Annotated in this window: 22 protein-coding genes; 15 read left to right on the forward strand and 7 right to left on the reverse strand. The window is 63.6% G+C overall.

Going from position 1 to position 25,057, the window contains the following annotated elements:
• The first annotated feature begins 62 nt into the window (after positions 1–62).
• The 5 genes from AB1N67_RS05210 (at position 63) to AB1N67_RS05230 (ending at position 4,749) form a co-directional block, all read left to right on the forward strand.
• Positions 63–824: a DsbC family protein gene (locus tag AB1N67_RS05210; RefSeq protein ID WP_043212468.1), complete on the forward strand. Its 762-nt coding sequence runs from the start codon at positions 63–65 to the stop codon at positions 822–824.
• A gap of 82 nt (positions 825–906) precedes the next feature.
• Positions 907–2,211 (forward strand): homoserine dehydrogenase, encoded by a 1,305-nt coding sequence (locus AB1N67_RS05215; RefSeq protein ID WP_043212471.1) that lies wholly within the window; start codon positions 907–909, stop codon positions 2,209–2,211.
• A gap of 167 nt (positions 2,212–2,378) precedes the next feature.
• The gene (gene thrC / locus AB1N67_RS05220) at positions 2,379–3,788 is read left to right on the forward strand and encodes a threonine synthase (protein WP_043212473.1); all 1,410 of its coding nucleotides are present in this window, start codon (positions 2,379–2,381) and stop codon (positions 3,786–3,788) included.
• 174 nt (positions 3,789–3,962) lie between these two features.
• A complete protein-coding gene (locus AB1N67_RS05225) occupies positions 3,963–4,388 on the forward strand; it encodes a response regulator (RefSeq protein ID WP_043212476.1) in 426 nt (141 codons plus the stop codon).
• A 79-nt stretch (positions 4,389–4,467) separates the two neighbouring features.
• Positions 4,468–4,749, forward strand: a complete 282-nt coding sequence (locus tag AB1N67_RS05230; RefSeq protein ID WP_043212477.1) for a DUF3509 domain-containing protein — start codon at positions 4,468–4,470, stop codon at positions 4,747–4,749.
• A 149-nt stretch (positions 4,750–4,898) separates the two neighbouring features.
• Here AB1N67_RS05230 and AB1N67_RS05235 read toward each other — a convergent pair whose 3' ends face one another.
• Together AB1N67_RS05235 and AB1N67_RS05240 are read right to left on the reverse strand one after the other, a co-directional pair.
• Complete coding sequence (locus AB1N67_RS05235) at positions 4,899–5,786, reverse strand: TIGR02285 family protein (RefSeq protein ID WP_197853355.1); 888 nt, start codon at positions 5,784–5,786, stop codon at positions 4,899–4,901.
• Positions 5,787–5,796: 10 nt separating this feature from the next.
• The gene (locus AB1N67_RS05240; protein ID WP_090346722.1) at positions 5,797–6,996 is read right to left on the reverse strand and encodes a CaiB/BaiF CoA-transferase family protein; all 1,200 of its coding nucleotides are present in this window, start codon (positions 6,994–6,996) and stop codon (positions 5,797–5,799) included.
• A gap of 131 nt (positions 6,997–7,127) precedes the next feature.
• On the opposite strand from AB1N67_RS05240, the gene AB1N67_RS05245 reads away from it, so the two are divergent.
• The 3 genes from AB1N67_RS05245 to AB1N67_RS05255 all read left to right on the forward strand — a co-directional run bounded on the left by AB1N67_RS05245 (position 7,128) and on the right by AB1N67_RS05255 (position 10,931).
• Positions 7,128–7,670, forward strand: coding sequence for a YaeQ family protein (locus AB1N67_RS05245; protein ID WP_043212483.1), 543 nt, complete (start codon positions 7,128–7,130; stop codon positions 7,668–7,670).
• A 30-nt stretch (positions 7,671–7,700) separates the two neighbouring features.
• Positions 7,701–9,410 carry a single-stranded-DNA-specific exonuclease RecJ gene (gene recJ, locus AB1N67_RS05250; protein WP_043212485.1) on the forward strand — a complete coding sequence of 570 codons (1,710 nt, stop codon included), beginning with the start codon at positions 7,701–7,703 and terminating at the stop codon, positions 9,408–9,410.
• A 414-nt stretch (positions 9,411–9,824) separates the two neighbouring features.
• On the forward strand, positions 9,825–10,931 hold the full coding sequence (locus AB1N67_RS05255; protein ID WP_043213733.1) for an NADH:flavin oxidoreductase/NADH oxidase: 1,107 nt from the start codon (positions 9,825–9,827) through the stop codon (positions 10,929–10,931).
• Positions 10,932–11,087: 156 nt separating this feature from the next.
• Here the strand turns inward: AB1N67_RS05255 and AB1N67_RS05260 are convergent, their stop codons facing one another.
• The 5 genes from AB1N67_RS05260 to ydcS form a co-directional block, all read right to left on the reverse strand.
• Positions 11,088–12,512, reverse strand: coding sequence for a gamma-aminobutyraldehyde dehydrogenase (locus tag AB1N67_RS05260; RefSeq protein WP_043213735.1), 1,425 nt, complete (start codon positions 12,510–12,512; stop codon positions 11,088–11,090).
• A gap of 16 nt (positions 12,513–12,528) precedes the next feature.
• Positions 12,529–13,335 (reverse strand): ABC transporter permease, encoded by an 807-nt coding sequence (locus tag AB1N67_RS05265; protein ID WP_043213737.1) that lies wholly within the window; start codon positions 13,333–13,335, stop codon positions 12,529–12,531.
• Positions 13,325–14,257 (reverse strand): ABC transporter permease, encoded by a 933-nt coding sequence (locus AB1N67_RS05270; RefSeq protein ID WP_043213739.1) that lies wholly within the window; start codon positions 14,255–14,257, stop codon positions 13,325–13,327. The genes AB1N67_RS05265 and AB1N67_RS05270 overlap by 11 nt, the downstream gene beginning before the upstream one ends.
• A complete protein-coding gene (locus AB1N67_RS05275; RefSeq protein ID WP_197853782.1) occupies positions 14,254–15,300 on the reverse strand; it encodes an ABC transporter ATP-binding protein in 1,047 nt (348 codons plus the stop codon). The genes AB1N67_RS05270 and AB1N67_RS05275 overlap by 4 nt, the downstream gene beginning before the upstream one ends.
• A 126-nt stretch (positions 15,301–15,426) precedes the next feature.
• Entirely contained in the window at positions 15,427–16,578 is a 1,152-nt protein-coding gene (ydcS, locus tag AB1N67_RS05280) for a putative ABC transporter substrate-binding protein YdcS (protein WP_367863585.1), read from the reverse strand.
• 238 nt (positions 16,579–16,816) lie between these two features.
• Here ydcS and AB1N67_RS05285 point away from each other — a divergent pair, with 238 nt between their 5' ends.
• From AB1N67_RS05285 to AB1N67_RS05315, 7 genes are all read left to right on the forward strand, one after another.
• Complete coding sequence (locus AB1N67_RS05285; protein WP_182941662.1) at positions 16,817–17,536, forward strand: tellurite resistance TerB family protein; 720 nt, start codon at positions 16,817–16,819, stop codon at positions 17,534–17,536.
• A gap of 131 nt (positions 17,537–17,667) precedes the next feature.
• A complete protein-coding gene (locus tag AB1N67_RS05290; RefSeq protein WP_043213746.1) occupies positions 17,668–19,290 on the forward strand; it encodes a methyl-accepting chemotaxis protein in 1,623 nt (540 codons plus the stop codon).
• Between the two features lie 5 nt (positions 19,291–19,295).
• On the forward strand, positions 19,296–19,802 hold the full coding sequence (locus AB1N67_RS05295; RefSeq protein ID WP_090346027.1) for a chemotaxis protein CheW: 507 nt from the start codon (positions 19,296–19,298) through the stop codon (positions 19,800–19,802).
• Positions 19,799–21,058: a protein-glutamate O-methyltransferase CheR gene (locus AB1N67_RS05300; RefSeq protein WP_102082204.1), complete on the forward strand. Its 1,260-nt coding sequence runs from the start codon at positions 19,799–19,801 to the stop codon at positions 21,056–21,058. The genes AB1N67_RS05295 and AB1N67_RS05300 overlap by 4 nt, the downstream gene beginning before the upstream one ends.
• Before the next feature lie 8 nt (positions 21,059–21,066).
• Positions 21,067–21,714, forward strand: coding sequence for a chemotaxis protein CheW (locus AB1N67_RS05305; protein WP_090346154.1), 648 nt, complete (start codon positions 21,067–21,069; stop codon positions 21,712–21,714).
• Positions 21,711–23,996 carry a hybrid sensor histidine kinase/response regulator gene (locus tag AB1N67_RS05310; RefSeq protein ID WP_090346033.1) on the forward strand — a complete coding sequence of 762 codons (2,286 nt, stop codon included), beginning with the start codon at positions 21,711–21,713 and terminating at the stop codon, positions 23,994–23,996. Before AB1N67_RS05305 ends, AB1N67_RS05310 begins: the two co-directional genes overlap by 4 nt.
• Positions 23,993–25,006 (forward strand): chemotaxis response regulator protein-glutamate methylesterase, encoded by a 1,014-nt coding sequence (locus AB1N67_RS05315; protein ID WP_090346035.1) that lies wholly within the window; start codon positions 23,993–23,995, stop codon positions 25,004–25,006. Before AB1N67_RS05310 ends, AB1N67_RS05315 begins: the two co-directional genes overlap by 4 nt.
• Positions 25,007–25,057 lie beyond the last annotated feature (51 nt).

Genomic DNA, 25,057 nt, shown 5'->3' on the forward strand with positions numbered 1-25,057 from the left:
ACTCGCCGCGTTTTTGCCGCGGATCGACATCCTCCGGCCCCGTCCGCCTTCAGGAGTACCCCATGCGCGTGACCCAGATTTTCGCCGCCGCCGCCCTGGCGTTGGCCAGTACTTTTGCCGTCGCCGCGGCCACCGATGCCAGCGCCGGTGCCGAGCAGGCCATTCGTAATACCCTCAAGACCCTTGCGCTGGAAGTGCCAGTCGAAAGCGTCGCCAGCAGCCCGGTCAACGGCCTGTATGAAGTCAAGCTGCAAGGTGGTCGTGTCCTGTATGCCAGTGGCGATGGCCAGTTCGTGATGCAGGGGTACCTGTACCAGATCCAGGATGGCAAGCCGGTCAACCTCACCGAGAAGACCGAACGCCAGGGCATCGCCAAGCTCATCAACGGCATTCCAGCTGCCGAAATGGTGGTTTATCCTGCCAAGGGCGAGACCAAGTCGCATATCACCGTCTTCACCGACACCACCTGCCCGTATTGCCACAAATTGCATGCTGAAGTGCCGGAGCTCAATCGCCGCGGTATCGAGGTGCGCTATGTCGCCTTCCCGCGCCAGGGCCTCGGCTCGCCAGGTGACGAGCAGTTGCAGGCAGTCTGGTGCTCCAGTGACCGCCGCGCGGCGCTGGACAAGATGATCGATGGCAAGGAAATCAAGGCCGCCAAGTGCGCCAACCCGGTCAGCAAGCAGTTCGAGCTCGGGCAGTCGATCGGCGTCAACGGCACGCCGGCGATCGTCCTGCAGAGCGGTCAGGTGATCCCGGGCTACCAGCCGGCACCGCAGGTCGCCAAGCTGGCCTTGGCCAGCGACGGCAAGGCTGCCAAGTAATTCAATCAGTACGCCGTCACCATGGGGAGACGGCATGTTTCACGGTCGGCGCAGGTGCCGGCCGTTCAATGGGGAGTTCACAGTGAAACCGGTCAAAGTAGGCATCTGTGGGTTGGGGACCGTCGGTGGCGGAACCTTCAATGTACTTCAGCGCAACGCCGAGGAGATTGCCCGCCGTGCCGGGCGCGGTATTGAAGTGGCACAGATCGCCATGCGCTCGCAGAACCCGAACTGCCAGATTACCGGTACCCCCATTACCGCTGATGTGTTCGAAGTCGCGAGCAACCCCGAGATCGATATCGTCATCGAACTGATCGGTGGCTACACCATCGCCCGCGACCTGGTCCTGAAGGCCATCGAGAACGGCAAGCACGTGGTCACTGCCAACAAGGCGCTGATTGCCGTGCATGGCAACGAGATCTTCGCCAAGGCCCGCGAGAAGGGCGTCATTGTTGCCTTCGAAGCAGCCGTGGCCGGCGGCATCCCGGTGATCAAGGCGATCCGCGAAGGCCTGTCTGCCAACCGCATCAACTGGCTGGCGGGCATCATCAACGGCACCGGCAACTTCATCCTCACCGAGATGCGTGACAAGGGCCGTGCCTTCCCCGACGTATTGGCCGAAGCCCAGGCCCTGGGTTACGCCGAAGCCGACCCGACCTTCGATGTCGAAGGCATCGATGCTGCCCACAAGCTGACCATCCTGGCCTCCATTGCCTTCGGCATTCCGCTGCAGTTCGACAAGGCCTACACCGAAGGCATCACCCAGCTGACCACCGCCGACGTCAATTACGCCGAGGCGCTGGGTTATCGCATCAAGCACCTGGGCGTGGCCCGCAGCACCGACGCTGGCATCGAGCTGCGTGTCCACCCGACCCTGATTCCCAATGATCGTCTGATCGCCAACGTCAATGGCGTGATGAACGCTGTCATGGTCAACGGTGATGCTGCCGGCTCCACCCTGTATTACGGCGCCGGCGCCGGCATGGAGCCGACCGCCTCTTCGGTGGTCGCCGACCTGGTCGATGTGGTCCGTGCCATGACCTCCGACCCCGAAAACCGCGTGCCACACCTGGCCTTCCAGCCCGACTCGCTGTCGGCTCACCCGATCCTGCCGATCGAAGCCTGTGAAAGTGCCTACTACCTGCGCATCCAGGCCAAGGACCACCCGGGCGTATTGGCTCAAGTGGCGAGCATCCTCTCCGAGCGTGGTATCAACATCGAGTCGATCATGCAGAAGGAAGCCGAGGAGCAGGACGGCCTGGTGCCGATGATCCTCCTGACCCACCGAGTGGTGGAAAAGCGCATCAACGACGCCATCGTCGCCCTGGAAGCTTTGCAGGACGTGGTCGGCAAAGTCGTGCGTATCCGCGTCGAACAGCTCAATTAAGCGGCAAGCTTCAGGCTGCAAGCTGCAAATGAAGGCAGTGCGGTGTTGAGGCTTCGAACAGAGTAAATTCGCGGCAAGGGCGAGACGCAAAGCACGAGAGCAACGCCGGTCGGCATCTCTTTTAGCTTGCATCTCAAACGGGCCGCTCAAACCAAAGGTTTGCACCCATGCGCTATATCAGTACCCGTGGCCAGGCACCGGCCCTGAATTTCGAAGACGTCCTGCTGGCGGGCCTCGCCAGCGATGGCGGTCTGTACGTGCCGGAGAACCTGCCACGCTTCACCCAGGAAGAGATCGCTTCCTGGGCTGGCCTGCCGTACCACGAGCTGGCTTTCCGGGTGATGCGCCCGTTCGTCGATGGCAGCATCGCTGACGCCGACTTCAAGAAGATTCTCGAAGAAACCTATGGTGAGTTCGCCCATGCCGCGGTGGCGCCGCTGCGCCAACTGGCGGGCAACGAGTGGGTGATGGAGCTGTTCCACGGCCCGACCCTGGCGTTCAAGGACTTCGCCCTGCAGTTGCTCGGCCGCCTGCTCGACCACGTCCTGGCCAAGCGCGGTGAACGCGTGGTGATCATCGGAGCCACCAGCGGTGACACCGGTTCGGCCGCCATCGAAGGTTGCCGCCGCTGCGACAACGTCGACATCTTCATCCTGCATCCGCACCAGCGTGTCTCGGAAGTGCAGCGTCGCCAGATGACGACCATCTTCGGCGACAACATCCACAACATCGCCATCGAAGGCAACTTCGACGACTGCCAGGAGATGGTCAAGGCCAGCTTCGCCGACCAGTCGTTCCTCAAGGGCACCCGTCTGGTGGCGGTGAACTCGATCAACTGGGCGCGGATCATGGCCCAGATCGTCTACTACTTCCATGCGGCGCTGCAGCTGGGCGGCCCGGCCCGTTCGGTGGCCTTCTCTGTGCCGACCGGCAACTTCGGCGATATCTTCGCTGGCTACCTGGCACGCAACATGGGCCTGCCGATCAGCCAACTGATCGTGGCGACCAACCGCAACGACATCCTGCATCGCTTCATGAGCGGTAACCAGTACGTCAAGGACACCTTGCACCCGACGCTGTCGCCGTCGATGGACATCATGGTCTCCTCCAACTTCGAACGCCTGCTGTTCGACCTGCACGGGCGCAGCGGCGCCGCCATCGCCGAGCTGATGGAGCGCTTCAAGCAGGGCGGCGGCTTCAGTGTCGAACAGGATCGTTGGACCGAGGCGCGCAAGCTGTTCGATTCGCTGGCCGTGACCGACGAGCAAACCTGCCAGACCATCGCCGAGGTGTTCGCCACCACCGGTGAGGTGCTCGATCCGCACACTGCGATCGGCGTCAAGGCCGCCCGTGAGTGCCGTCGCAGCCTGGATACGCCGATGGTTGTCCTGGGTACCGCGCATCCGGTCAAGTTCCCGGAAGCGGTGGAAAAGGCAGGCGTCGGCAAAGCCCTTGAGCTGCCAGCGCACCTGAGCGACCTGTTCAGCCGTGACGAACGCTGCACGGTCCTGGCCAACGATCTGAAGGCTGTCCAGGCATTCGTCGCCCAGCATGGCAACCGCGGTAAACCGCTCTAAGATTCAACCCGCTCGGGGTCGCGCAGCGGCCCCAGACGGTTTCCTACTCGTCTGCAAAAGATGAGTCAGATCTTTCTTTAGAAGCTTAAGTAATTTCCTATTCCAGCCGCCGCATGGGGCTTTTAGAGTGGCTCGCCCGTCCATATGGGCATAGTGCTACTCCAGGAGCGGTTCATGCATTGGCTCAACGTACTGATTCACGCACGACCTTCCCACGATATCTCGCTGCATCAGGCCTGCAATGCCCAAGGCGTCTTCAATGTGCGCGTGGCCCAGAACCTGGCCGAGGCAAAAGATTGTCTGGCTCAGCGGGGCATCATCGACCTTTTGATCCTCGATCACGGCTTGCCGGTACATTACGGGCGAACACTGCTCCGGCAGGTGGCGCAAGCGCAGCAACCCTGTGCATTGTTGTTCGTCGGACAATCGATCGACCATGACGAAGGCCTGGCCCGGGAGGCTAGGCGCCAGGGGGTTCGGGTTATCGGTGAGCTGTCCTGGCCGTTGGTGATGCCGAGGTTGCAGCGGGCGTTGGAGCGTATCCATCATGAAGTCGAGGGGCATATTCAAACTGTCATGTACCCCGCGCATGCTCACTGATACCGGCGCGGCATGAACGAACTTTGCAGGGCGTCTGGTGGTCAGTTCCGATAGGTTCCACGAACAGCGAGTACGCCGGATGGAAAGAATCTGCAAACTGCTCAACGACGCCTTGACCCCTTACCAGGCCCTGCTCGGCGAAACAGACGCCAGCGGCAACCGTCAACTGACCGTGATCGATCAACAGGGTGACGTGACACTCAGGCGTTCGGTCAGCCCGCATCAGCTCCAGGACCAGCGCCTGCTGGTTGACTTGGTTGACGGCCTGCACCGAGACCTGCAAATCGCCGAGGGGCGTCTGCAACCCTGTGTAATCGCAGCCTTGCAGCATCAGCGAGCATTTTCCGGAACCTTTGCCTGAAGGTTTCGTCAGAATCCTTAAGAGCAGTTCGACAGCACTTGGCTCCGGTGCTCAAGGCTGTTCCGGAAAGTCCCCCTGACTTTCGTTCGACCCTGGGTGTTCCTTCCTGCGCCCGGGGTTTCTTTTTTTTAAAGCCAGTCGAGGCAGTTTCAGTACTTCTCGGCGCTTTCGGTCTGGGTGCCGAAAAAGTGCTGGCTATCGATCAAGTATTGTTCGTGCTCTTCCGGGGCCAGCCAGCGAGCATAAAACGCTGGCAGTGTCTCGCGACGCAGGGTGAGCAGCAGTTGGTCGATATGACGGACGGCCTCGCGTCCCAGAACCGTATCGGAGCAGCCCACATGCAGAAACTGGTAGCGGTTTACGCCCTGGATCGGGTGGAAGGCGTATTCATCCGGGTTGTTGCCCTGAGCCTGGATCAAGTAGCGGATTTCCGGCCAGTAGCCCAACACCAGCTGCAGACGGCCCAAGCGCTGCATCTGTAGCAAATTGGCGGTAGCTTCATTGCCGTAATGGCGGCTCAAGGCCGTGTCGGGTAGTTCTCGGAGGATTTCGTCGATTTGAACGCTGTAACTGCGTTCGGCGACGATGCCCAGCTTGAGTGGAGTCTGGCTGAGCAGGCTTTTGAGGTCGACCTGTTGGTTGTCGAGAAACGGGGCCAGGGCCGCCTGGTCTTGCTTGCGTATCACCAATCCGCTGCTCAATACCCCCAGCGAAGGGATGGAAAAGCGCACGAACTTGGCGCGCTCAGGCGTCCATAGCAGCGTCGGATCGCAGGTAAAGCTGGGCTCCTGGAGCATCTGCAGGCCCCGTGCACGGTTCACCCTGACGATACTGTGATCGTACTCAGGCATCTGCGCGATCAGCCGCGGCAGCAGGTTGTCAACGACACCCTGGCCTTTGGCCGTGCCTTCGAAGATGGTGAAAGGCGGCAGATCGCGCACCAGCCAGATCAAGCGCTCCTTGGACTGCCCCATGGTCGGCAACATCCCACACAGGATGATCAGCAGCCCAAGCAAGTGCCTGGCGATTGCGCGCATCGGTGGGCGTTCAGACCGCACCGGTTTCGCGCAGTCGACCGATGGCGGCGGCGTCGTAGCCCAGGCGCGTCAATACCGACTCGGTGTGTTCGCCGAGGGTCGGACCGACCCACTCGCTGGAGCCTGGCGTGTCCGAAAGCTTGGGAACGATGCCTGGCATCTTGAACGGCTTGCCATCGGGCAATTTGGCCTGGAGGAACATTTCGCGAGCCAGGTACTGTGGGTCGCTGAACATGTCTTCGGCCGAATAGATGCGGCTGGCTGGTACCTCGGCCTGGGTGAGGACCCGCATGACCTCTTCGAGCGGCAGGCTGTTGACCCAGCGGTCGATCACGCCGTACAGCTCGTCGCGGCGCAGGTCACGCCCGTCGTTGGTGGCCAGGCCTGGATCATTGGCCAGATCGTCGCGGCCAATGGCCTGCATAAAACGCTTGAAGATGGCATCGCCATTGGCGCCGATCTGCACATGCTTGCCGTCGGCGCTGGTGTGGATGGAGGAAGGCGTGATCCCGGGCATGATGTTGCCGGTGCGTTCGCGGATGAAGCCGAACACGTCGAACTCCGGCACCATGCTTTCCATCATCGCGAAGATGGCCTCGTACAGCGCTACGTCCACCACTTGCCCCTGACCCCCGTTGACCTCGCGGTGGCGCAAGGCCATCAACGCACCGATCACACCCCACAAGGCGGCGATCGAGTCGCCGATGGAGATGCCCGTGCGTACCGGTGGCCGGTCCTCGAAGCCTGTGATGTAACGCAGGCCGCCCATGGACTCACCGACCGCGCCGAAGCCGGGCTGGTCCTTCATCGGCCCCGTCTGGCCGAAGCCTGACAGACGCACCATGACCAGGCGCGGGTTGAGCGCGTGCAACACATCCCAGCCCAAGCCCAGTTTTTCCAGCACGCCCGGACGGAAGTTCTCGATCAGGATGTCCGCTTCGGCCAGCAGGCGCTTGAGCACTTCGCGGCCTTCGGGGTGCTTGAGGTTGAGCGTCAGCGATTGCTTGTTGCGCGCCTGGACGAACCACCACAGCGAAGTGCCCTCATACAGCTTGCGCCACTTGCGCAGCGGGTCGCCGCCGTCGGGCGACTCGACCTTGATCACCTCGGCACCGAACTCGGCACAGATACGCGAGGCGAAGGGGCCGGCGATCAGGGTGCCGAGCTCGATCACTTTCAGGCCGGCGAGGGGTTTGCTTGGCGTGGGCATGGGGCATCCGTGGCAGCTGGGCTTAGCCCGTGGTTTTATCATAGGTCGTCGACGTCAGGTACTGCCGCGGCGCAACGAAGAGTGGGATCGGTTAGACTGTGTGACTTTTATTTCGCAAGAAGCCCCCGCCCATGGCCCAGCCGTCGACCACTTATAAGTTCGAACTGAATCTGACCGACCTCGACCGCGGTGTGTACGAGAACGTTCGTCAGACCATCGCCCGTCACCCATCGGAAACCGAGGAGCGCATGGCTGTACGCCTGTTGGCCTACGCGCTCTGGTACAACGAGAACCTGTCATTTGGCCGTGGTCTGTCCGACGTGGACGAAGCAGCCCTGTGGGAAAAGAGCCTGGACGACCGCGTCCTGCACTGGATCGAAGTCGGCCAACCGGACGCCGAGCGCCTGACCTGGTGCTCGCGTCGCACCGAGCGTACCAGTCTGCTGGCCTACGGCAGCCTGCGGGTGTGGCAGAACAAAGTGGTCGATGCGGTCAAGGGCCTGAAGAACCTCAGCATCGCCGCGGTTCCCCAGGACGTGCTGGAGATTCTGGCCACCGACATGCCCCGCTCGATCAAGTGGGACGTCATGATCAGTGAAGGCACCGTGTTCGTGACCGACGACCGTGGCCAGCACGAAGTGCAGCTGGAATGGCTGCTCGGTGAGCGTGGCTGACCTGTCCCCAACCTGACTGCCGAAGACCTCATGCGTATCGAACCCCGTCCCCTGCCACCGAGCCTGCCGTTCCTCGGTAACCTGCCCCCCTTGCTGACCCGCCTGTACGCCGCCCGTGGCGTGCAGTCCGAGGCCGAACTGGACAAGAGCCTGGCGCGCCTGCTGCCGTATCAACAGCTCAAGGGCATCGACGCGGCGGTGGACCTGTTGCTGGAGGCGCTGGACCAGCGCCAGCGTATTGTCATCGTCGGCGACTTCGATGCCGACGGGGCCACGGCCAGTACGGTCGGTGTGCTGGGGCTTCGCCTGCTGGGCGCGGCCCATGTCGATTACCTGGTGCCCAACCGTTTCAAGTACGGCTATGGCCTGACGCCTGAGATCGTCGAAGTGGCTTTGCAGGGGGAGCCACAACTGCTGATCACGGTGGACAACGGTATCTCCAGTGTCGAGGGCGTGGCAGCAGCCAAGGCCGCCGGGCTCAAGGTATTGGTGACCGACCATCACCTGCCGGGTGCGCAATTGCCCGATGCCGATGCCATCGTCAACCCGAACCAGCCAGGGTGCGATTTCCCCAGCAAGGCGCTGGCCGGTGTAGGAGTGATCTTCTACGTGCTCATGGCGCTGCGTGCTCGTCTTCGCGCCCTGGGGCGCTACGATCATCAGCCGCAGCCGAACATCGGTGAACTGCTTGACCTGGTGGCGCTGGGCAGTGTCGCTGACGTTGTCCCGCTGGACGCCAACAATCGCATTCTGGTGCACCAGGGTCTGGAGCGCATCCGTGCCGGCCGCGCCCGCCCCGGCCTGAAGGCCATCCTCGAAGTCGCCCGGCGCGATCATCGGCGCATCACCTCCACTGACCTGGGCTTCATCCTAGGGCCGCGCCTGAACGCCGCCGGCCGCCTGGACGATATGAGCCTGGGGATCGAATGCCTGCTCTGCGACGATCCGGTCGCGGCGCTGGAGATGGCCCAAGCGCTGGATGGCCTGAACCAGGACCGCAAGTCCATCGAGCAAGGCATGCAGCGTGAAGCGCTGGCCCAGCTCAAGGACCTGCCGGTCGAATCCATGCCTTATGGCCTGTGCCTGTTCGAGGCCGACTGGCACCAAGGCGTGATCGGCATCCTCGCCTCGCGCATGAAAGAGCGCTATCACCGCCCGACCATCGCCTTCGCCGATGTCGGCGATGGCATGCTCAAGGGGTCTGCGCGCTCGGTGCCGGGGTTCCATATTCGCGATGCGCTGGATGCGGTGGCGGCGCGTCAGCCGCACCTGATCAGCAAGTTCGGCGGGCACGCCATGGCGGCTGGCCTGTCATTGCCGGTGGAAAACTTCCAGGCGTTTGCCGCGGCCTTCGATGAGGAGGTTCGTCGGCATCTGGTGGAAGAGGACCTGACCGGGCGATTACTGTCTGACGGTACCCTCGCGGTCGAGGAGTTCCACCTGGACCTGGCCCGCGCTCTACGTCATGCGGGGCCTTGGGGGCAGCACTTTCCGGAGCCACTATTCCATGGTGTGTTCCAACTGATCGAACAACGGGTGGTGGGCGAGCGGCATCTGAAGGTGGTGCTCAAGAGCGAGTGCGGCTCGGTCAAGCTCGATGGCATCGCCTTTGGCATCGATCGGGATGTCTGGCCGAATCCGACGGTGCGCTGGGTGGAGTTGGCCTACAAGCTGGATGTGAATGAGTTTCGGGGGAATGAGAGTGTGCAGTTGATGATTGCGCACATGGAGCCGCGGTGAGCTGGTTGTTGGTTGTTGGTTGTTGGTTTTGAGGTTTGTGGGCTTATCCGTTTGATTTGTCGACGCTGATTCACCTTTCCGCCCTTACGGCGGGTCACTTTTGGTCTTGGCCAAAAGTAACCAAAAGCCGCGCGCCCCTGCATCCGGCCCGGAGCGCAGCGCAGGGGCCGCATGTGGGAGCCAGCGGTTTTTGCCTACTTTTGCCCAAGAGCAAAAGTAGGTCGCCGTAAAGGCGAAAAGCGCCGGTGGCGCCACCACCAACACCGGATATTCACACAACCTGATAACCCAAACCCAACACAAAAAAACCACCACCCCCTATCTGGTCTAGTCTGAAAAAGACCGATACCGGACCAAGGCCCCACACAAGTGCCCGGACCGGCCAAACCATTGGAGTCCCTGGGAGGTGCCCTCATGAGCCTGCTGCTCGAGCCTTACACCCTGCGTCAGCTGACCCTGCCCAACCGCATCGCCGTTTCCCCCATGTGCCAGTACTCCGCTGTAGATGGTCTGGCCAATGACTGGCACCTGGTGCACCTGGGCAGCCGCGCCGTTGGTGGTGCTGGCCTGGTGATCACCGAAGCGACGGCGGTGACCCCCGACGGCCGTATCAGTGCCGAGGACCTGGGCCTGTGGAATGACGCACAGATCCCACCCCTGCAACGCATCACCCGCTTCATCACTGCCCAAGGCGCTGTGCCGGGCATCCAGCTTGCCCACGCCGGACGCAAGGCCAGCACCCATCGCCCCTGGCTGGGCAAGCATGGCAGCGTCACGGTCGAAGAGGGCGGTTGGCAGCCGGTCGGCCCGTCCCGGATCGCCTTCGATCCAGAGCACACCGTGCCCCGCGAGCTCTCTGAGGACGAGATCGCCGGGATCGTCCAATCCTTTGCCGATGCCGCCCGTCGGGCATTGGTCGCGGGTTTCAAGGTAGTCGAAGTGCATGCCGCCCACGGTTATCTGCTGCACCAGTTCCTTTCGCCGCTGAGCAACCAGCGCCGGGACCGCTACGGCAGTTGCTTCGAGAACCGTATCCGCCTGACCTTGGAGGTGACCGAGGCGGTACGCAATGTGTGGCCTCAGGAGTTGCCGCTGTTCGTGCGTGTGTCGGCCACCGATTGGGTGGAAGACGGCTGGAACCCGGATGAAACCGTCGAACTGGCCCGGCGCCTGCGCACCCTCGGCGTGGACTTGATCGACGTGTCTTCAGGCGGTACCTCGGTCAACGCCGAGATTCCCACGGGTCCTGGCTACCAGACTCGTTTCGCCGAGCGTGTACGCAAGGAGTCGGAAATCGCCACCGGCACGGTAGGCATGATTACCGAACCGGCCCAGGCCGAACACATCCTGCGAACCGGTCAGGCAGACATCATCTTCCTCGCCCGCGAACTGCTACGCGACCCCTACTGGCCCTTGCACGCCGACGATGACCTGGGCGGCAACAAGGCCACCTGGCCGGCCCAGTATCAGCGCGCGACCAGCCGGGCCAACCCGATCCATGAGTCGGACTTGAGGGATTGAAGCCCACCGCTTCGCGTTTCATCCCACAAGCAGGTTCATCCGCGAATGGGCGGCGAGTTCACTGACGCATTCGCGGATAAACGCCCCAGTTGCTCTCACACGGTAGTTCGGAAACAAACCGAGGCTGCAAGCAGCCTCGATCCGTTCGCCTCTGGCTCAGTGCTTGATCATCACATGCCGTACGCAGGTGTAGTCCTCTAGCCCATACATCGACATGTCCTTGCCATAGCCCGAATGCTTCTGGCCGCCATGAGGCATTTCGCTGACCAGCATGAAGTGGGTGTTGACCCAAGTGCAGCCATATTGCAGGCGTGCGGCCAGGCGGTGCGCTCGGCCGGTGTCGCGGGTCCAGACCGACGAGGCCAGCCCGTAGTCCGAATCGTTGGCCCATGCCAGGGCCTGGGCTTCGTCGCTGAAACGCGTCACCGAGACCACCGGCCCGAAGACTTCATGGCGCACGATTTCATCGTCCTGCAGGGCATCGGCGAGCACGGTTGGTTCGAAGAAGAACCCTTCTCCCGGAATGACCTTGCCGCCGGTGACCAGACGAATGTGCGGCTGGGCGATGGCGCGCTCTACCATGCCTGCGACTTTGTCGCGGTGCTGGGCGCTGATCAGCGGGCCGAGCTCGGTGTCAGGCGCATCCTGAAGACCAGGTTTGAGGCTTGCCACTGCCTCGCCCAGACGTTCGACGAAGCGATCATAGATGCCGTCCTGTACATAGAGGCGACAGGCGGCGGTGCAGTCCTGGCCGGCGTTGTAGAAGCCGAAGGTGCGTATCCCCTCGATGGCCGCGTCGAGGTCGGCGTCGTCGAAGACCAGCACCGGCGCTTTGCCGCCCAGCTCCATGTGCATGCGTTTCACGCTGTCAGCGGTGGAGCTTACGATACGCGCGCCGGTGGGGATGGAACCGGTCAGCGAGACCATGCGCACTTTTGGATGGGTGACCAGCGGCGCGCCGACCGTCTGGCCACGGCCAAAGACGATGTTGAGTACCCCGGCCGGCAGCAGGTTCTGGGCCAGCTCCGCCAGGCGCAGGGCTGTGAGCGGGGTCATCTCCGAAGGTTTGAGCACCACGGTGTTGCCTGCCGCCAGGGCCGGGGCAATCTTCCAGGCCAGCATCATCAGCGGGTAGTTCCATGGGGCGATGGAGGCAACCACACCCAGTGGGTCGCGGCGGATCATCGAGGTGTGTCCCGGCAGGTACTCACCCGCCGCCGAACCACCCAGGCAGCGCGCGGCGCCGGCGAAGTAGCGGAACACATCGGCGATGGCCGGAATCTCGTCACCCAGCGCGGCGGCAAAGGGCTTGCCGCAGTTCTGCGATTCCAGCCTGGCCAATTCCTCGCCATGCTGTTCGATGGTGTCGGCCAGGGCCAGCAACGCCGCTGAGCGCTCCTTCGGAGTGGTTTGCGACCAGGCGTCGAAGGCCAGGTCTGCGGCGCGCACGGCGGCATCGACCTGGGCTTCGGTCGCTTCGTTGATCTGCGCCAAGGCACTGCCAAGGGCAGGGTTGAGCACGGTCCAGGCGGGGCCTTCGCCTGCGACCAGGCGACCGTTGATCAGCATTCGGGTTTGCATCGGGACTCCTCCTAGGTCATTTGCCGCTGCCCGCGACGCTCTCGCCGCCACGGGTCAGGTAATAGGCGCCGAGTATCGGCAGCATGGTCACCAGCATCACCAGCATGGCGACCACGTTGGTGACTGGCACGTCGCGCGGGCGGCTGAGCTGATTGAGCAACCAGATCGGCAGTGTGCGCTCATGGCCGGCGGTAAAGGTAGTGACGATGATCTCATCGAACGACAGGGCGAATGCCAGCATGCCACCCGCGAGCAGCGCCGAGCCGAGATTGGGCAGGATGATGTAGCGGAAGGTCTGCCAGCCATCGGCGCCCAGGTCCATCGAGGCTTCGATCAGACTCTGGGATGTACGGCGCAGGCGGGCGATGACGTTGTTGTAGACGATCACTACGCAGAACGTGGCGTGGCCCACCACAATGGTGAGCAGCCCAGGTTCGATGCCCAGGGTCTTGAAGGCCGAGAGCAGGGCGATGCCAGTGATGATGCCGGGCAGGGCGATGGGCAGGATCAACATCAGCGAGATGCTCTCCTTGCCAAAGAAGCTGCGCCGGTACAGCGCCGCCGCGGCCAGGGTGCCAAGCACCAAGGCGATCACCGTGGCCAGACAGGCTACCTGCAGCGACAGCTTGATCGCCTCCAGTACATCCTGGCGGGCGAAGGTCACGGCGAACCACTTGAGGGTGAATCCGCGCGGAGGAAAGCTGAATGCCGCATCTTCGGTGTTGAACGCATAGAGCAAGATGATCAGGATCGGAAAGTGCAGGAACACCAACCCGCCCCAGGCCGCCAGGCGCAGGCCCAGCGAGGCTTTTTCAGAGTGCATCGAAGGCCCCCAACCGTTTGACGATCGACAGGTAGATGGCGATCAGCACGATGGGCACCAGGGTAAATGCCGCGGCCATGGGCATGTTGCCGATCGCCCCTTGCTGGGCATACACCATGCTGCCGATGAAATAGCCCGGCGGGCCGATCAGTTGCGGCACGATGAAGTCGCCGAGGGTCAGGGAAAACGTGAAGATCGACCCCGCGGCGATACCCGGTACCGCAAGTGGCAGCACCACCAGCAAAAAGGTCTGGCTCGGCCGGGCGCCCAGGTCGGCCGAGGCCTGTAGCAGCGAGGGCGGCAAGCGCTCCAGCGAGGCCTGGATCGGCAGAATCATGAACGGCAGCCAGATATAGACGAACACCAGGAACCGTCCAAGGTGCGAGGTGGACAGGGTGCTGCCACCCACCCCGGGCACGGCGAGGATCGCCTGCAACACAGCCTGCAGGTGCATCTGCTGGATGAACCACTGGGCCACGCCACCTTTGGCCAGCAGCAGTGTCCAGGCATAGGTCTTGACGATGTAGCTGGCCCACATCGGCATCATGACGGCGATGTAGAAAAATGCCTTGGTCCGCCCCGAGGTGTAGCGGGCCATGTAATAGGCGATCGGAAACGCCAGCACTGCGCTGGCCACTGACACGGCGAGCGCCATGGCCAAGGTGCGCAGGATGATGTCGAAGTTCGCCGGGGCGAACAGGGCCGCGAAGTTGGCCAGCGTCAGGTCCGGCGTCACCGCCATGGTGAAGTCGTCGAAGGTGTAGAACCCCTGCCAGAGCAGGTTCAGCAGCGAGCCCAGATAGATCGCGCCAAACCAGGTCAACGGCGGGATCAACAACAGCAACAAGTACAGGTTCGGACGCCGGTAGAGCAGAGTGCCGAGCCGTCTGACCAGTGACGGGCTTTGCATCGCCAGGGTCATCTGGTCTGGCCCTCGTCCAGGATGGTTTCGCGCAAGCGCCTCATTGCCGCGCGGGGCCAATGGGCCTGCACACGCTGTCCCAGTTGCCAGGGCTGGGGGCGCTCCTGCCAACGGTCATTGGCCTGGCTGACGGTCAGCAGCAGGCCGTTGTCCAGCCGCACTTCGTAGCGCGTGGCACTGCCCTGGTACTGGATGTCGTGCAGCAAGCCGCTGACCTGGATGTCCTCGGCGATTGCCGCGTGCTCTGCCAGGCGGATGTGTTCGGGGCGTATGGAAAAAGGCGAGACGTCTGCGGTGAGCTGCTGGGCCAGCTCGCCGCGGATCACGTTGGAGGTCCCGACGAATTCGGCGACGAAGGTGGTCGCCGGTTTCATGTACAGGTTGCGTGGGCTATCGACCTGTTCGATGCGGCCCCGGTTGAACACCGCGACGCGATCGGACATCGACAAGGCTTCGGTCTGGTCGTGGGTGACGAAGATGAAGGTGATGCCCAATTGCCGCTGCAGTTTCTTCAGCTCGCCTTGCATCTGTTCGCGCAGCTTCAGGTCCAGGGCACCGAGTGGTTCGTCGAGCAACAGCACCCGTGGCCGATTGACCAGGGCGCGGGCCAGGGCAACGCGCTGGCGCTGGCCGCCGGAGAGCTGCGCCGGCTTGCGCTCGGCATAGCCTGCCAGGGCGACCATCGCCAGGGCCTCGTCGGCACGGCTGTAGCGTTCGGCCTTGGCCACCCCCTTGACCTTCAGGCCATAGGCGATGTTGTCGCGCACGTTCATGTGCGGAAACAGGGCGTAGTCCTGGAATACCGTGTTCACGTCACGCTGGTAAGGCGGCAGTCCGGCAGCCTCTACATCATGCAGACGGATCGAGCCGCTGCTCGGTTGTTCGAAGCCTGCGATCAGGCGTAGGCAGGTGGTCTTGCCCGAGCCCGAGGGGCCGAGCATGGAGAAGAACTCGCCTTCCTGGATGTCGATGCTGACACGGTCGACGGCCCTGACGTCGCCGAACGTGCGGGATACCTCGGTGAGCTGGACTGCTAGGGGCATTGCGCTGGCTCCGTGCATTTTATCTACTGCGTGAACCCTTTCGCGGATGAACCCGCTCCCACGGCGATCACGCCGTACCGAGCGGGTTCACCCGCGAAGAAGCCGGAACAACAATCAGTCGATCTTTCAGCGTCCGCCCATGATCGCAATATAGTCCTGGGTCCAGCGGCTATAAGGGACGAATTTGCCGCCGCTGGACTGCGGCGTCTTCCAGAACGCGATCTTGTCGAAGTTGTCGATCCCGTTGACCTTGCAGCCCTCGGCGCCCAGCAGCTCGCTGCCGGTGCAGGCGGCGGGAACAGCCGGCACCGAGCCGAACCAGGCCGCGACGTCGCCCTGGACCTTCGGTTGCAATGACCAGTCCATCCATTTGTAGGCGCAGTTGGGGTGCTTGGCTTCGCTGTGCAGCATGGTGGTGTCGGCCCAGCCGGTGGCGCCTTCCTTTGGGATGGTCGAGGCGACCGGCTGTTTGTCGGCCTTCAGGCCATTGACCATGTAACCCCAGGAACTGGAGGCGGCCACGCCTTCGTTCTTCACATCGCTCATCTGCACGGTCGCATCGTGCCAGTAGCGTTGGATCAGCGGCTGTTGCTGACGCAGCAGGTCGAGTACGGCCTTGTACTGGGTTTCGCTGAGCTCGTAGGGGTCCTGGATGCCCAGCTCAGGCTTGGTGGATTTCAGGTAGAGCGCAGCGTCGGCGATATAGATCGGGCCATCGTAGGCCTGTACCCGACCTTTGTTCGGTTTGCCGTCCGGCAGGTTCTGGGGCTCGAAGACCACACTCCAGCTGGTGGGCGGTTGCTTGAACACTGCGGTGCTGTAGAGCAGCACGTTCGGGCCCCATTGGTAAGGCGTGCCGTAAACCTGCTTATCGACCACGTACCAGCCGCCATTCTGCAGGCGTGGGTCGATGTTCTTCCAGTTGGGGATCAGCGCCGTGTTGATCGGCTGTACCCGCTTGCCAGCGATCAGCCGCAGCGAGGCGTCGCCCGAGGCGGTCACCAGGTCGTAGCCGCCCTTGGTCATCAGGCTGACCATTTCGTCGGAGGTCGCGGCGGTCTTCACGCTGACCTTGCAGCCGGTCTCTTTCTCGAATCCGGTGACCCAGTCGTAGGCCTTGTCGCTTTCGCCGCGTTCGATGTAGCCGGGCCAGGCGACGATATCCAGGCGCCCCTCGCCATCGCCGATGCTCTGGGGCAGGCCTGCGGCCTGCAGATTGGCGCTGGCCAGCAGGGCGCCGATCACGGCGCTGGACAATGCGGTCTTGTGCACTGACATGGTGTTCCCTCTTTTGGAATTTTTGATCGGGGCAGTCATCAAGAAAGCAGCGAAGCGATGGGATAAGCGTAGTGCGCTTGTCGCGCACCTGCGGCCGGTTCGGGCAGGCGCATGCGATGTCGAGTCTAGTTCGTTTTTTGCCGGTGGTTACGCAACATCCGGATGCAAATGCATTAAGCGTGAGTTCAGTCCACAGGCCTAATCTGGGGCTTTCCTTTTCAGCAAGAGGTAATGCCAGATGAACACCCGTGGCTTGCTCGATCAACTGCTCAAATCCGGCCAGGAGCTGCTGCAAAACCAGCAAGGCAAGGGCGGCGGCGCCAAGGGAGCGGGCGTGGCTGATCTGCTGGGCGGCCAGTCAGGCAAGGGCGGGCTGGGCAGCTTGCTCTCCGGTGCCGGTGGCGGTGCCTTGGCGGCAGGTGCCATGGGCCTGCTTCTGGGCAGCAAGAAAGCCCGCAAGTATGGCGGCAAAGTGCTCACCTACGGTGGCCTGGCTGCGCTTGGTGTACTGGCGTACAAGGCCTACGGCAACTGGCAGGCGCGCCAGGGCCAGACCGCGGCCCACGAGCCTCGTACCCTCGATCGCCTGCCTGCGGCCCAGGCCGAGCAGCACAGCCAGGCGGTGCTGCGCGCTCTGGTGGCGGCGGCCAAATCGGACGGGCATATCGATGAGCGCGAGCGCGCCTTGATCGAAGGTGAGTTCGTCCGCCTGGACAGCGACCGCGAGCTCCAGCATTGGCTGCACGCCGAACTGAACAAACCGCTGGACCCCGCCGAAGTGGCCGCTGCCGCGCAGACGCCCGAGATGGCGGCTGAAATGTACCTGGCCAGCGTGATGATGGTCGATCAGGAAAACTTCATGGAACGCGCTTATTTGGATGAACTGGCCCGCCAGTTGCGTCTGGATCCTGGCCTGCGCCAGGCGCTCGAGGATCAGGTCCGCCTCGCTGCCGGGTAAGCCACGGGGCGTCCTTCCACTCAGGTAAGGGACGCCTCCACAGCCTGCAAAATCAGCCGCGAACGGGCGGGGCGCCTAGGCTATACTCTGGCGATTTTTCCCCGCTCGTAATGAATTCCTGAGGGCTGAACGTGAAGAACTGGACCTTGCGCCAACGGATCCTGGCAAGTTTCGCCGTGATCATCGCCATCATGCTGCTGATGATCGTCGCCGCATACTCGCGGTTGGTGGCGATCGAGGCCAGTGAAGAGGCAGTAGGCTCGGACAGCATCCCTGGCTTCTACTACAGCTCGATGCTTCGCAGCGCCTGGGTCGACAGCTACGTCACCAGCCAGCAGTTGGTGGGGTTGTCCGGTCGCCGGGAAATCACCCCGGCGGACCTGGCCGAGTTCAAGAGCTTCGATGAGCGCCTCAAACAGGAGATGGCCAGCTACCAGGCGACGATCCATAATCCGGACGATCAGGCCGCGCTCGATGCGTTCAGGGTGCTTGAAGCCGACTACATGAAGCTCGTCGACCAGGTGCTCGAAGCCTACCAGCAGAAGCGCTATGCCGAAGCCGAGCGTCTGATCAACGAATCCCTCACCCCGGCCTGGATCAACGGCCGCCAGCACCTGAACCGGGTCATTGAAAGCAATCGCGAATCCGCCGAAGCGGCCACCAACGACATCGTCTCTGCCGTAGCCACGGCCAAGGGCAGCATGATCGTCTCGTTGCTGCTGGCAATCCTGGCTGCCGGTATCTGCGGTCTGCTATTGCTGCGTGCCATCACTGCGCCCGTGCAGCGCATCGTCCATGCCTTGGACAAGCTGCGTTCGGGTGACCTGAGCATGCGCCTGAGCCTGGCCCGCAAGGATGAGTTCGGTAGCATCGAGACCGGCTTCAACGAAATGGCCGTGGCGCTGGCCGACCTGGTCGCCCAGGCCCAGCGTTCGTCGGTGCAGGTGACCACTTCGGTCACTGAAATCGCCGCCACGTCCAAGCAGCAACAAGCGACTGCCACCGAAACCGCCGCCACCACCACCGAGATCGGTGCCACTTCGCGAGAGATCGCCGCTACCTCCCGTGACCTGGTCCGTACCATGACCGAGGTGACCTCCGCCGCCGACCAGGCCTCGGTCCTTGCCGGCTCTGGCCAGCAGGGCCTGGCACGCATGGAAGAGACCATGCATCAGGTGATGGGCGCCGCCGATCTGGTCAACGCCAAGCTGGCGATCCTCAACGAGAAGGCCAGCAACATCAACCAAGTGGTCGTGACCATCGTCAAGGTGGCCGACCAGACCAACCTGCTGTCGCTCAATGCCGCCATCGAGGCGGAGAAGGCCGGTGAGTACGGCCGTGGTTTCGCCGTGGTGGCCACCGAGGTGCGTCGCCTGGCCGACCAGACCGCCGTGGCAACCTACGACATCGAGCAAATGGTGCGGGAAATCCAGTCCGCCGTCTCGGCCGGGGTCATGGGCATGGACAAGTTCTCCGAGGAAGTGCGGCGGGGCATGTTCGAGGTCCAGCAGGTGGGCGAACAGCTCACCCAGATCATCCACCAGGTCCAGGCACTGGCGCCGCGGGTGCTGATGGTCAACGAAGGCATGCAGGCCCAGGCCACCGGTGCCGAGCAAATCAACCAGGCCCTGGCCCAGCTCAGCGATGCGAGCACCCAGACCGTGGAGTCCTTGCGCCAGGCGAGCTTCGCCATCGACGAGTTGAGCCAGGTGGCTGCCGGGCTGCGCGGCGGTGTGTCGCGCTTCAAAGTCTGACGGCGATGAACGACGTGCAACCCCATCAGGAGCAGGCCGACGGTGCCAAGGCAGCGCTGTATCTGCAGTTCTGCATCGGCGAGCAGCGCTTTGCCCTGGACGTGCGCGAGGTGATCGAGGTATTGCCACGGCGCACGCTCAAGCCCATCGCCCAGGCGCCTGCGTGGGTCGCCGGTATCCTTGCCCATCGCGGCACCTTGGTACCGGTGATCGATCTCTCGGCGCTGAGCTTCGCCACCCCGGCCCCCTTGCGTACCAGCACCCGGCTTGTGCTGGTGCACTATGGCGGCGACCGGCAACTGGGGTTGATTCTGGAGCAGGCCACCGACACCTTGCGATGCCGGCCCGATGAGTTCCAGCCCTATGGCCTGGACAACGCCGATGCGCCATACCTGGGACCGGTGCGCCAGGATGCCTGGGGGCTGCTGCAGCGGATCGAGGTGGACGACTTGCTGCCGGACGATGTCCGCGATCTGCTGTTCCCCGAGCCGCCAGGGCAGGTGCCGGCATGATCGAACAGCACTTCTTCCGTTTCCTGCAGGAGCGCATCGGCCTGGACGTCGAGTCGGTCGGCGCGCCCATGGTCGAACGTGCCTTGCGCCAGCGCTGCGCTGCCGTGCAGGCCGATGGCCTGGACGATTACTGGTCGCGCCTGCAGCAATCGGCCAGTGAGCAGCAGGCACTGATCGAGGCGGTGATCGTCCCGGAAACCTGGTTCTTCCGCTATCCCGAATCTTTCACCGCGCTGGTGGGGTTGGCCCACAAGCGTCTGGCCGAACTTGCCGGTCTGCGACCGCTGCGAATCCTCAGCCTGCCATGCTCCACGGGCGAGGAGCCCTACTCGATCGCCATGGCGCTGCTCGAGGGTGGTCTGGACCCGGCTGCATTTCGTGTCGACGCCATGGACATCAGCCCCAGTTCCATCGCCCGCGCGAAACAGGCCATCTATGGGCGCAACTCTTTCCGGGGCAGCGAGCTGGCGTTCCGCGACCGGCATTTCAGCGAAACCGACGAAGGCCACCAATTGGACGAGCGGGTAAGACGCCAGGTCGATCTGCAAGTCGGCAACGTGCTCGATCCTGCACTCAAGAGTCAGCAAGGGCTGTACGACTTCGTCTTCTGCCGCAATTTGCTGATCTACTTCGACGTCCCGACCCAGCGCCGGGTGTTCGAAGTGCTCAAGCACCTGACCCATGCCCAGGGCGTGCTGTTCATCGGCCCTGCCGAGGGCAGCCTGCTGGCCCGCCTGGGCATGCGTCCATTGGGCATCCCCCAGTCGTTCGCCTATGTGCGCCAGGAGGCGCCAGCCCCGGCGCCTGCACCCGTCGGGCAAGTTGCACCAATCAGTCGTCCCCCCTCCGTGCCTCCCCAGGCCCCACGGCCTGCCAGCCGTCCGGTGCGCCTGTCGCGCCCTCTTTCGTCGCCACCGCGCTCGCCGTCGCACGCCCAAGGTGAGAGCGAGCTGCTGGCCACCATCGCCCGTCAGGCCAACGCCGGTGAAAGCGCGCAGGCCCGCGCCAGCTGCCAGCGCTACCTGCAGCAGTTCGCGCCGAAAGCGCAGGTGTTCTACTGGCTCGGTCTGCTCAGCGACACCGAAGGCGACAGCCAGGAGGCCATCAGCCAGTATCGCAAGGCACTGTACCTGGAGCCGCAACATGCCGAGGCCTTGATGCACTTGGCAGCATTGCTGGCCTCCCAGGGCGACGAGGCGGGCGCGCGGCGTATGCAGGAGCGGGCGGCACGTGTGGGACGGGAGTCTGAACGATGAGTGAAACCATGCACCTGATCGCACGGGACGATGAGCTCATCGACGATTGCTGGAACCGTATCGGTGTGCACGGCGACAAGCAGTGCCCATTGCTCGAACGTCACATTCATTGCCGCAACTGCCAGGTCTACGCCAGTGCGGCCACGCGGCTGCTCGATCGCTATGCGCTGTTGCAGGACGAGCAGGTCGAGGCGCCGCCGCCGGACGAAGACAGCGTCGGGCGCTCGATGCTGTTGTTCCGCCTGGGCGAGGAGTGGCTGGCGCTGGCCTGTGCCTGTCTGGCCGAAATCGCGCCGCTACAGTCGGTGCATTCGCTGCCGCACCAGCGCTCCGGGGTATTGCAGGGCGTGGCCAATGTGCGTGGCGCGCTGGTGCCCTGCCTGTCGCTGGCGGGCTTGCTGGGCGTCGAGGTGTTGCCGGCCCAGGAGCGTACCGGGCGCGTGATGCCGCGCATGCTGATCCTCGCCGCGGAGGGCGGCCCGGTGGTGATGGCGGTGGACGAGATCGACGGTATCCATCGCCTGGATCCGGCACGCCTGGCCGATGGCCAGGACGCTGCGCACTTCACCGCAGCGGTACTGCAATGGCGTGGACGCAGCGTGCGGGTGCTGGATGAACAACATGTACTGTCGGCCGTGAAGCGGAGCCTGTCATGACCCCTGAGCAAATGCGCGACGCCTCGCTGCTCGAACTGTTCAGCCTGGAGGCCGAGGCCCAGACCCAGGTGCTCAGTGCCGGGCTCATGGCGCTCGAGCGCAACCCGACCCAGGCCGACCAGCTCGAAGCCTGCATGCGCGCGGCCCATTCCCTGAAAGGGGCTGCACGGATCGTTGGCATCGATGCCGGTGTCAGCGTCGCCCACGTCATGGAAGACTGTCTGGTGGCGGCCCAGGAAGGGCGCCTGCGACTGCGCCCCGAGCATATCGATGCCTTGCTGCACGGCACTGACCTGTTGATGCGCATCGCAACACCCAATGACCGTGATGGCGAAGCCGCGGTGCCGGCGTTCCTGGTGCAGATGGCTAATCTGCTCGACCCCACGGCAGCGCCCGTGCCTGAGCCTGCCGCACCTGTCGAACCTGCACCACTGCAGACCACGCAGGTCGAACCGGTGGTGGCAGAGCCAGAGCCCGAGGCCGAGCCTGAGCCCAGCCTGCCTCGCAAGGTCGGCAAGCGCGGTGGCGAGGGTGGCGAACGGGTGCTCAGGGTCACCGCCGATCGTTTGAACAGCCTGCTCGACCTTTCCAGCAAGTCGCTGGTGGAAACCCAGCGACTCAAGCCCTACCTGGCCAGCCTGCAGCGGCTCAAGCGCATGCATGGCCAGGGCATGCGGGCCCTCGATGGCCTGAAGCAACAGCTCGAAGGCAGCGGCCAGAGCCACGAAGTGCTCGAGGCCTTGGCCCAGACTCAACGCCTGCTGGGCGAAACCCAGCAGATCCTGCAGCAACAGGCTGCCGATATCGACGAGTTCGGCTGGCAGGCCAGCCAGCGCGCCCAGCATCTCTACGACACCGCGCTGGCCTGCCGTATGCGGCCGTTCGCCGATGTCCTGACCGGTCAGAGCCGCATGGTCCGCGACCTTGGACGATCGCTGGGCAAGCAGGTGCAGTTGCAGATCGAAGGTGAGAAAACCCAAGTCGACCGTGACGTACTGGAAAAGCTCGAAGCGCCCTTGACCCATCTGCTGCGCAACGCCGTCGATCACGGTATCGAGCTGCCCGAGCGGCGCCTGCTGGCAGGCAAGCCCGTCGACGGCACGATTCGCCTGCGCGCCTCGCACCAGGCAGGCCTGCTGATCCTCGAACTGACCGACGATGGCGCCGGCATCGACCTTGATCGGTTGCGGCGTAGCATCGTCGAACGGGCTTTGTCACCGGCCGAGACCGTAGCGCAAATGAGCGAGTCGGAGCTGCTCACGTTCCTGTTCCTTCCTGGCTTCAGCATGCGTGACAAGGTCACCGAGGTGTCGGGCCGAGGCGTCGGCCTTGATGCGGTTCAGCACATGGTGCGCGAGCTGCGTGGCTCGATCGAGCTGACCCAGGTGTCCGGCCAGGGGTGCTGCTTCCATCTGGAGGTGCCGCTGACGCTGTCGGTGGTGCGCAGCCTGGTGGTAGAGGTGGGGGGCGAAGCCTATGCCTTCCCGCTGGCGCACATCGAGCGCACCCTGGCGGTGGCTGCCGAGGACATCGTGCAGATCGAAGGGCGCCAGCACTTCTGGCACGAAGGACGGCATGTCGGGCTGGTCTCGGCCAGCCAGTTGCTCAACCGTCCGACCGGGCAGGATGACGAGCGCAGCCTGCCCGTGGTGGTGATTCGTGAGCGTGACCAACTGTACGGCGTGGCTGTGGAGCGGTTGATCGGCGAGCGGGTGCTGGTAGTGATGCCGCTGGATGCGCGCCTGGGCAAGGTCCAGGACATTTCCGCCGGGGCCTTGCTCGATGATGGTTCGGTGGTGCTGATCATCGACGTCGAGGATTTGCTGCGCTCGGTCGAGAAACTGCTCAGCACCGGCCGGCTGGAGCGCATCGAGCGCGGTGCCCGGGGCGGTCGCGCCATGGTGCGCAAGCGCATCCTGGTGGTCGACGACTCGCTCACCGTCCGTGAGCTGCAGCGCAAACTATTGGGCAACCAGGGCTACGACGTGGCCGTGGCGGTGGACGGCATGGATGGCTGGAATGCCCTGCGCGCCGATGATTTCGATCTGCTGATCACCGATATCGACATGCCGCGCATGGACGGCATCGAACTGGTCACCTTGGTGCGTCGAGACCAGCGCCTGCAATCGCTGCCCGTCATGGTGGTGTCCTACAAGGATCGTGAAGAAGACCGGCGACGTGGACTGGACGCCGGTGCCGACTACTATTTGGCTAAAGCCAGTTTCCATGACGATGCGTTGCTGGACGCCGTGGTGGAGTTGATCGGGGGTGCCCAGGGATGAAGATCGCCATCGTCAACGACATGCCCATGGCAGTGGAGGCGCTGCGCCGGGCCTTGGCCTTCGAGCCCGAGCACCAGGTGGTCTGGGTGGCCAGCGATGGCGCCGAAGCCGTGGCCCGGTGCGCCGAGTTCACCCCTGACCTGATTCTCATGGACCTGATCATGCCGGTGATGGATGGCGTCGAGGCGACCCGGCGGATCATGGCCGAAACACCCTGTGCCATCGTCATTGTCACGGTCGACCGCAAGCAGAATGTGCATCGGGTATTCGAAGCCATGGGCCATGGCGCCCTGGACGTGGTGGATACGCCTTCGCTGGGTGCGGGGGATGCACGGGAAGCGGCAGCCCCGCTGTTGCGCAAGATCCTCAATATAGGCTGGCTGATCGGCCAGCAACGCTCCGCGGCGCCCCGCGCTGTGTCCGCTCCACTGGTGGGGGCGTCCCAGCGTCGTGGCCTGGTGGCCATCGGCTCTTCGGCGGGCGGTCCAGCGGCGCTGGAAGTCCTGCTCAAAGGCTTGCCGCGCGAGTTTCCCGCGTCGATCGTGCTGGTGCAGCACGTTGATCAGGTATTCGCCAGTGGCATGGCCGAATGGCTCAGCGGGGTCTCGGGCTTGCCGGTGCGCCTGGCGCGAGAGGGCGAGCCACCCCAGCCAGGGCAAGTGCTGCTGGCCGGCACCAATCATCACATCCGCCTGCTGCAGGGCGGCCAGCTTAGCTATACGGCCGAGCCTGTCGGTGAAATCTACCGCCCCTCGATCAACGTGTTCTTCGAGAGTGTGGCGCGTTTCTGGACGGGCGATGCCGTGGGCGTCTTGCTCACCGGTATGGGCCGCGACGGCGCCCAGGGCCTGAAACAGATGCGCCAGCGTGGTTTCCTCACCATCGCCCAGGACCAGCAGAGTTCGGCGGTCTACGGCATGCCCAAGGCGGCTGCGGCGATCGAGGCTGCCGTGGAGATACGGTCGCTGGAACGCATCGCGGGCCGACTGATGGAAATCTTTTCGAAATGACGATATGTATTGAGTCACGCCGCCTGGCCGGCAGTGACCTGGTGAATAGGC

This window comes from Pseudomonas guariconensis, from assembly GCF_040822035.1.
Taxonomy (GTDB): Bacteria; Pseudomonadota; Gammaproteobacteria; order Pseudomonadales; family Pseudomonadaceae; genus Aquipseudomonas; species Aquipseudomonas guariconensis.